This is a genomic window from Kitasatospora sp. NPDC007106 (assembly GCF_040634455.1).
GTDB lineage: Bacteria > Actinomycetota > Actinomycetes > Streptomycetales > Streptomycetaceae > Kitasatospora > Kitasatospora arboriphila.
This window is the reverse complement of sequence record NZ_JBEYFP010000010.1, coordinates 38,043-45,499: the sequence shown is the minus strand read 5'-3', so window position 1 is coordinate 45,499 and position 7,457 is coordinate 38,043. Positions and strand designations below refer to the sequence as shown.

General features: G+C 67.1%; 6 protein-coding genes, 1 tRNA gene and 1 pseudogene. 5 read left to right on the top strand and 3 right to left on the bottom strand.

The annotated features are described in order from the left end of the window. The 3 genes and pseudogenes from ABZ641_RS02470 to ABZ641_RS02460 form a co-directional block, all read left to right on the top strand. Positions 1 to 473, top strand: a 473-nt coding sequence (locus ABZ641_RS02470) for an EamA family transporter (RefSeq protein ID WP_359978611.1), incomplete at its 5' end; no start/stop codon positions are given. A 10-nt stretch (positions 474 to 483) separates the two neighbouring features. Beyond that, complete coding sequence (locus ABZ641_RS02465; protein WP_359978608.1) at positions 484 to 951, top strand: CYTH domain-containing protein; 468 nt, start codon at positions 484 to 486, stop codon at positions 949 to 951. Between the two features lie 353 nt (positions 952 to 1,304). Further along, a pseudogene (locus ABZ641_RS02460) lies at positions 1,305 to 2,054 on the top strand (transposase family protein). Here the strand turns inward: ABZ641_RS02460 and ABZ641_RS02455 are convergent. From ABZ641_RS02455 to ABZ641_RS02445, 3 genes are all read right to left on the bottom strand, one after another. After that, on the bottom strand, positions 2,032 to 2,208 hold the full coding sequence (locus ABZ641_RS02455; protein ID WP_359978606.1) for a hypothetical protein: 177 nt from the start codon (positions 2,206 to 2,208) through the stop codon (positions 2,032 to 2,034). The pseudogene ABZ641_RS02460 and the gene ABZ641_RS02455 sit on opposite strands and share 23 nt — an antisense overlap. A gap of 196 nt (positions 2,209 to 2,404) precedes the next feature. After that, positions 2,405 to 2,489: transfer RNA gene (locus ABZ641_RS02450), tRNA-Pro, on the bottom strand. A gap of 94 nt (positions 2,490 to 2,583) precedes the next feature. Next, positions 2,584 to 3,558: a YDG/SRA domain-containing protein gene (locus tag ABZ641_RS02445; protein ID WP_359978604.1), complete on the bottom strand. Its 975-nt coding sequence runs from the start codon at positions 3,556 to 3,558 to the stop codon at positions 2,584 to 2,586. A gap of 436 nt (positions 3,559 to 3,994) precedes the next feature. Here ABZ641_RS02445 and ABZ641_RS02440 point away from each other — a divergent pair, with 436 nt between their 5' ends. Further along, positions 3,995 to 4,834: an IS5 family transposase gene (locus ABZ641_RS02440; RefSeq protein ID WP_359978601.1), complete on the top strand. Its 840-nt coding sequence runs from the start codon at positions 3,995 to 3,997 to the stop codon at positions 4,832 to 4,834. A gap of 602 nt (positions 4,835 to 5,436) precedes the next feature. After that, positions 5,437 to 7,455 carry an N-6 DNA methylase gene (locus ABZ641_RS02435; RefSeq protein ID WP_359978599.1) on the top strand — a complete coding sequence of 673 codons (2,019 nt, stop codon included), beginning with the start codon at positions 5,437 to 5,439 and terminating at the stop codon, positions 7,453 to 7,455. The last annotated feature ends 2 nt before the right edge of the window (positions 7,456 to 7,457 follow it).

Here is a 7,457-nt window from a genome sequence, read left to right as displayed (position 1 = left end):
GTGGCCTGCGCGCCGGGCGGCGCCCGGACGGCACCGGCCGCACCGCCTCACCGTGGCCCGCCGTCACCGCCGCCGTCGCCACCGGACTGACCATCGCGGCGTACACCGTCGTCGACGGGGTCGGCGTCCGCTCCTCCGGGGCCGTCCTGGGCTACATCGCCTGGCTGATGGCCCTGGACGGCGCCGCCGTCCCCGGGTACGCCCTCCTCACCCACCGCCGCGGGCTCGCCGAACGGCTGCGGCCGGTACGGGCCCGCGGGCTCCTCGGTGGTGCCATGTCGGTGCTGTCCTACGGGCTGGTGCTGTGGGCCCAGGCGCGGGCCGCGCTCGCACCGGTCGCCGTGCTGCGCGAAACCAGCATCATCGTGGGTGCGGCGATCGGCACCGTGTTCTTCCGGGAACGCTTCGGCGGGGCGCGGATCACCGCCGCCGGCGTGATGCTCGCCGGCATCGCCCTGATCCTCTGGCAGTAGGAGGCCTCCGATGGCTGTGGAGATCGAGAAAAAGTACCTGCTGTCCGGCGAGGACTGGCGGGCGGAGGTGGTCCGCACCGAGACGCTCACCCAGGGCTACCTCTCCATGGACCGCGACCGCGAGGTCCGGGTGCGCCTCTCCGGCGACACCGCGGCCTTCCTCACCGTCAAGGCCCGCCGGAGCGGCCCCGCCCGCCTCGAATACGAGTACCCCGTACCGGTGGCCGACGCCCGCGAACTCCTCGCCCTCTGCCTCGGCACCCCGCTCCGGAAGCACCGCCACCACCTCTCCCGCACCCCCGGCCGCTGGACCGTCGACGAGTACGCCGGCGCCAACACCGGCCTCCTCGTCGCCGAGGTCGAATGGGACGAACACCAACCCGAACCCCCCACCCCCACCTGGGCCGGCCCCGACGTCAGCACCGACCGCCGCTACTCCAACGCCGCCCTCACCCTCACCCCGTACACCTCCTGGTGAACCGAAGGGGCAGCTCACCAAGGCCGCCCCCGGCGGCCGGGGGCGTGGGCACGCGGCCGTCGCTCAGCAGCGCCCCGCCGCCGCGGCCGGCCGGCTCACCGTCATCCGACCCGCAGCTTCAGCTGCCGGTTGTGCTCGGAATGCTCGGAGACGACGCCTTCGACGGTTTCGCCCACCGCGGGCCACAACTCCGGGGGCACGGATCGCGGTCGGGGTAGTAGGAGATGGAGCCTTTTCAGACCGGGCACCGATCGGGTGACAGCTGCGCTGTCGGTGTGAGTGCAGAACGAACGAGGCTCCCCAGCGGTTGAGCGAGATGTCTGAAGTCTCAACTGTTCCGCCGGGGAGCCTCGTTGGTCACCTATCCTGCCGCACTGGACCTGCCGCACGCGCTCGTTGAGTGGGTCACCATGCTGATCGTCACCCGGGAGGGTGACCGCCGGTGCAAGCTCCGACCCTCGCAGCGGGCGATCGTCGCACTCGTGTACCTACGTAAGCACGACACCCTCGCGCAGATCGCGGCCGGCTTCCGGATCAGCGTCGGCACCGCCCACGCCTACGTCCACGCGGTCACCGACCTCCTCGCCCGCCGCGCGCCCGGCCTGACCCGGGCCCTGCGCGAGGCCGACCCCGAGTATGTGCTGGTCGACGGCACCCTCGCGGAGTGCGACCGCATCGGCGACGGCCGCGCCGACTACTCGGGAAAGCATCGCCGCCACGGCGTGAACCTCCAGGTCATCAGCAACCCGTAGGGCAAACTCGTGTGGGTGTCGCGAGCGCTGGCAGGCCGCACCCACGACCTGACCGCGGCCCGCGCCCACCGCATCGTGAAGACCTGCGTCAGACTCCGCATCCCCGCCCTGGCCGACCTGGCCTACACCGGCGCCGGCGGGACGTTCGCCGTACCGGTCAGGCGAAAGCCCGGCAAGGAACTCACCGCGGGCCAAAGATCGCTGAACCGAGCCCACGCCCGGTTCCGGTACCCCGTCGAACGAGGCGTGGCGACCCTCAAGCAATGGCGGATCTTCCGCCGTGCCCGCTGCAGCCCGAACTGGCTGACGTCAGCAGCCAAAGCCGTCCTCACCCTGGAGCTGCAACGCTGAAAGGGCTCATGGCATCCACCACTGCCGCGACCCCGGCATGCCCGGGGATTCCGACGAACATCCCGAACAGCCTTACGGCCGCGACTTTTCCGCGCAGCACGGCACCGACCGGGTAGTCGAGCTTTGCGGCTTCCCATTCCTCGGAAGTTGTCATCGATGTCGGGTCCTCGGGAATTCGTCAAGTCAAGCCCTGAACCGCTAATTCAAAACAGCACCCAGCAATTGCCTGATCGTCCAACCTCGGCGACAACATCGCCGACGCGAAAGACGCGCTTGGCTGGATCCAACCCCCGCTCTCCCGTGCTGCGCAACGCGGCGGCCCTGGAGGTCAGCAGGGCTCTCGGGTTTCCTGCCAGGACGACAGCATTTGAACCTGCGGCCCCTTGATCCCCCATCAAGGAACCAGCCGCGCCCACAGGTCAACCGCTTGCTGGCGGACGAGCGTGCGTTCCATCGAGCTGCCCCGGCCCCCTGCACTGCGTGTGGTCCCCAACTGGCCCCCAACAGCCCCGGTTCCGATCGAAGCTCCTCACTGACGCCAGCGCTCGCGGTGCTGTCGCACACAATTGAGATCGATCTTGTGCTGCGGATGGGTACGGAGCGGTCCCATCTCGGTACCGCCCTTGATGACCATGAGATCGTCACTCAGGACGATGGCGCCCACGTCAAGCATGACGTGGCAGTTCGGACAGAGGCAGAGAACGTTCGCAGCGAGGTCAGGTCCGTTGTGGGGGCTGCCCAGTGCTTGGATATGGGCGCCCTCGCTGTAGCTGCCGCCGGGGACCTCAATGCGCAACGCACATACCTGGCACCGGTTATCGTGCCAGGCCTTGACCCGCCGCTTCACAGCGCTGCTACGGACTATGCGTTGCACTGTGGCAGTTACCCGTTCGGGCGTTTCACTGCCGGCGGCAGGCTGTCCGAAGTCGCCTTCGATCGGGAGTTCGTCGACCGCGGACAGGTCTGCTGTCTCCGCGGCAACGGGAGCCGGTGTGCCCTCATGCGCCTCCATGCGGAACTGCCAGATCAAATGACCGTCAATGCCGAGTTTGCTGCCGTAGCTCGCAACTCGGAACAATCCGTCGTATCGGTAACCCGACTTGGGCGCATACTTGGAGCCCCGGTGTGCCCCACGCAGCACTCTGACGAGAAGGCCTTCCAGGTAGCTGGTGACCAGGGCAGCATTCCCAGGATCATCCAGGGTTTGGTCAGCAACCTGGTTCTTCGATGAGTCCTGTCCACCGTGGCCGGTGTAGACAACCACGTCTCCGTAGTCCTCGTCGTCCTTGTAACCACCAGAGAGGACGATCGACTCAGCACCCGTCGTCTTCGTGCCACAAATGCCGGCCTGAAGCGGACGGTGCACCCCCGCCTCATGGGCCAAGCGGCGGGTGCTGAACTCTTGACCGACGTAAGCGCCGGGCGGCTCACCAATCATGGATCCAGCCTCGCATGGCTCGATGACAACCTGAAGGGATTTACGCCGCGCACGGTGGACGGCCATCGCCCTTGATCCAATGCGAGGGTCGTAGTGGCGGGAAGTTCGCTCCGCGGGCGGCAGTCACAGGCCCAGACAGGCCATGGGTCTCGATACGAAGCCTCGCCGACCCTTCAAGTGCGAGCCTCTGCAGGGTTCGCACCGATGACTCCCATTTTAGAGACCATCTCATTTGGCGAGTCTGCGGTGACAAATGAGATGGTCTCTAACTGGGCGTTTCACCCATGAAAGAACCAGTTGGTCGCAGTTTCTAGACCGCTTGGCCAGCTCTCCTGCGGCAACTCCTGAGGCCCTTTGTGGCAGGAGTGCCGCCTGCGTACGAATGTCCGTCGGAACTGTGCCGATCGTCCTGTCTCATCCCAAGGAGCCGGGCTGGAGCACGATTGTCCCTTGAGCTCCGCAGTCTCTGGGCGGAGGCGGGATTTCGCAGTATGCCGTCGTCATGACGGATCGTCGACCGTATCCGAGCGACCTGTCCGACGCCCGCTGGGCCCTGGTCGAGCCCACCCTGACCGCCTGGCGCCGGGAGCGCACGGCGCGTGCCCTGGCGTTCGGACGCCCACCCGAGCACGAACTGCGCGACCTCCTCGACGCGATCCTGTACGTCGACCGCACCGGCATCCCCTGGCGCTACCTGCCGCACGACTACCCGCCCTGGGAAACCGTCTATGCCTACTTCGCCCGATGGCAGAAGGAGGGGGTGTTCGAGCAGCTCAACGGTCTGTTACGCCGCCTTGTCCGCACCCGCGAGGGGCGTAATCCCGAGCCGACCGCCTGCATCATCGACTCCCAGAGCGTGAAGACCTCCACGAACGTCCCCGCCGCCACCCAGGGCGCCGATGTCGGGAAGCGGATCGTCGGCAGGAAGCGGAACATCGTGGTCGACACGATCGGTCTGCTGCTCGTGGTGCTGGTCACCGCCGCGAGCGTCCAGGACGGCACCGCCGGCCGACAGTTGCTGACCGCCGTCGCAACCGACCACCCGGACATTCGCAAGGCCTGGGCCGACATGGGCTACAAGAACGCCGTCGTCGAACACGCAGCCACCCTGGGCATCGACCTCGAGATCGTCCGCCGCGAGCCTGCCACCAGCGGATTCGTCGTCCAACCCCGCCGATGGGTCGTCGAGCGCACCTTCGGCTGGCTCATGAACCACCGACGCCTGACCCGCGACTACGAGGCTCTCCCCGCCCGCTCAGAAGCCATGGTCCACGTTGCGATGATCGGCCTCATGACCCGCCGCCTCACCGGCGAGACCACCCCCACCTGGCGCGGAACCTAACGTCCGAAGCCAGGGACGAAACGCCCGGTAAGGGGGCAACGGACATCCGGGCCGTCACCGAAAGTGAGGGGCGATCGGATGGCGCCTGGAGAGGCCAGATAGATGGCCTACCCGCCACCTCCTGCGCACATTTCCAGTCGCCACTGAGCGTCGTCGAGGTCCGGCGTAGCGAGTCAGTGAAAGTTGCGCGAACCCCCTACTCCTCGGGGTGGCCATCGATAGGTAGCCGCCGTCTCGGCGTACGGTTTCAGGGTCGGCTGAAGCTCGCGGCGCAACCGCTGCAGCGTCGAGCCCTGCGCCACAGCGAGGTTGCGCCGGAGCCCCGACGCACACGGAGGGCACGCCCTCCGTCACCACCGACCGGCTCCACACCTGCAGGCAGTACGACCTGAACCCGTCCGGCCGGGTCGCCAGCGCATGTGCCGAGACCTGGAACATCCTGGGCTGAACCAGTCCGCGCACGCGGCCCGCACTACCCCTACTCCCCGTAGCTATCCGTAAACTCAGTCAAACAACACATTGGCGGACGACCTGGGGCACGATAGCGTAGGCGCCGCACCGATCAGCCGATACGATGCAACGATCGCCCTCCGGAGCCCTAGATGCCCAAGCCCGCCAAACCGACTGTCATCTCGGTAACCCTGGCTGAAATCGCCCGGATTTCCGGTGTCGGGCGGGCCGCAGTGAGCAACTGGCGACGGAGGCACGAGGACTTCCCGACGCCTGTCGGGGGAAGCGACGCAAGCCCACAGTTCGACCTATTCGAGGTCGAGGAGTGGCTCCGCAAAGAGAAGAAGATCAAGCCGACCGCCGGGCAGCTCGAGAGGCTGTGGCCCCAGGTGGAAGCCCTGGGCGACCGGCGCGCCATGGGTTCGGTCGTTGCCGCAGTCGGAGCGCGTCTGAGCCCCAACGCTTCCGAGAGTCCGTTTCCTGTTCCCTTGCAGTTGACTGACGACCAGCAAGGTTTGGTCGAACGCGCAGTGGAGCTGGCAGAGCAGCAAGGAGCGTCGGAGACCTTCGATTTCCTGCTCCAGCGTTGGCTCGGAACGCATGTCCGGCAGATCATCACTACACCGGAGCCACTGGCAGAGTTGCTGGTCGACATCGCTCAGTGGGGCAGCAGCGGTCCGGTGCGCACCGTTCTCGATCCGGCCTGCGGCACAGGCACGCTGCTGCTGGCAGCAGCACGCCGCTGGAAGGGGTCGGAGCAGCTGCGATTGCTGGGCCAGGACATTGATCCCGTACTCTGCTCGGTCACGACCGCACGCCTCCTCATGGCCCAAACCGGCTCCGATGCAGCAGGTTCGGTGGACATCAAGATCGCCGACACTCTGCGGGCCGATGCGCACGCCGGTAGGCGCGCCGACGTCGTGTTGTGCAATCCCCCGACTAATGAACGGGAATGGGGGCACTCAGAGTTGGCCACCGATCCACGGTGGGTCTTCGGCCAGCCCTCCCGAACCGAACCCGAACTGGCCTGGGTTCAGCACATCGCCTCCAGCTTGGCTCCAGGTGGCACTGCAGTACTGGTACTTCCGCCGGCGGTGGCCGCACGCCGGGCGGGGCGGAGGATCCGGGCGGCTCTCCTGCGTGCGGGCGTCCTCAGGGCTGTGATCGCGCTGCCTCCAGGAGCCGCGCCGCCCCATGGTGTCGGCCTGCAGCTTTGGGTACTCTGTCCGCCCTCCGGGCAGCCGTCCGAGTCAGCGCTCTTGCTGGTCGACGCGGCGATGCCATTGGATTTGGCGGCGCCCGGCCGCGTGGCGATTGACTGGCCCGAGCTGCGTGCCCGGATCATGGCGGCGATGCGAGGTGGCCCAGGGCCCGGCCATGTATCGGTGCCGGTCATTGAACTGCTGGACGAACTGGTCGACCTCACACCTGCCCGACACGTACCGGGTGCCGACGCGGTCGCAGTCGTCAATATGCGGCAAGCGTGGACCCGATTCGATGTCCGCCTCGATGAACTGCGCGATCTGGGCAACGCCCTGTCAAAGCTCGCTCCTGCACGGAACGACGTTCTGCCGTCTCACACGACGGTCGGAGAGCTCGAACTTGCCGGTGCTCTTGAGCTGCGCCAAGGCCAGGCGCTACCCGAGGACCGTCTGCAGCGCGGTGACAGGCCGTCGGACTCGCTGCGTGCGCTGACTCTCCCGGACCTCGTAACCACAGACGGCCCCGGGCACTGGCTCGCGCCTGCGGACGCGGAACAGAGCGAGCGGGAGGGCAACCTCACGGTGACGGCCTCGCAGGACATCATCGTGGTGGGCGCATTCCGTGCGTTCGACGCCTGGGTGGACACCGAAGCTCCGACTGTTCTTGGGCCTCAGCTTCACATGATTCGCACGGACCCATCCGTGCTCGATCCGTGGTTTCTTGCCGGCTGTCTGCGGTCGCCAGCGAACGCACGGCAGGCTGGGACACACGCCGCAACCTCCTCACGGGTCGATGTCCGGCGGCTTCAGGTTCCTAGGCTGTCGTTGGACGAGCAGCGGCAGTATGGCGAAAGCTTTCGGAAGCTGGTGTCCTTCGAGCGCACCCTTCGTGAACTCAATGAGCTGGGAGCAGGAATGGGGCGGGCTCTTGGTGATCTGCTCGCGTCGGGCCGACTTCCCCGCGACTGAGC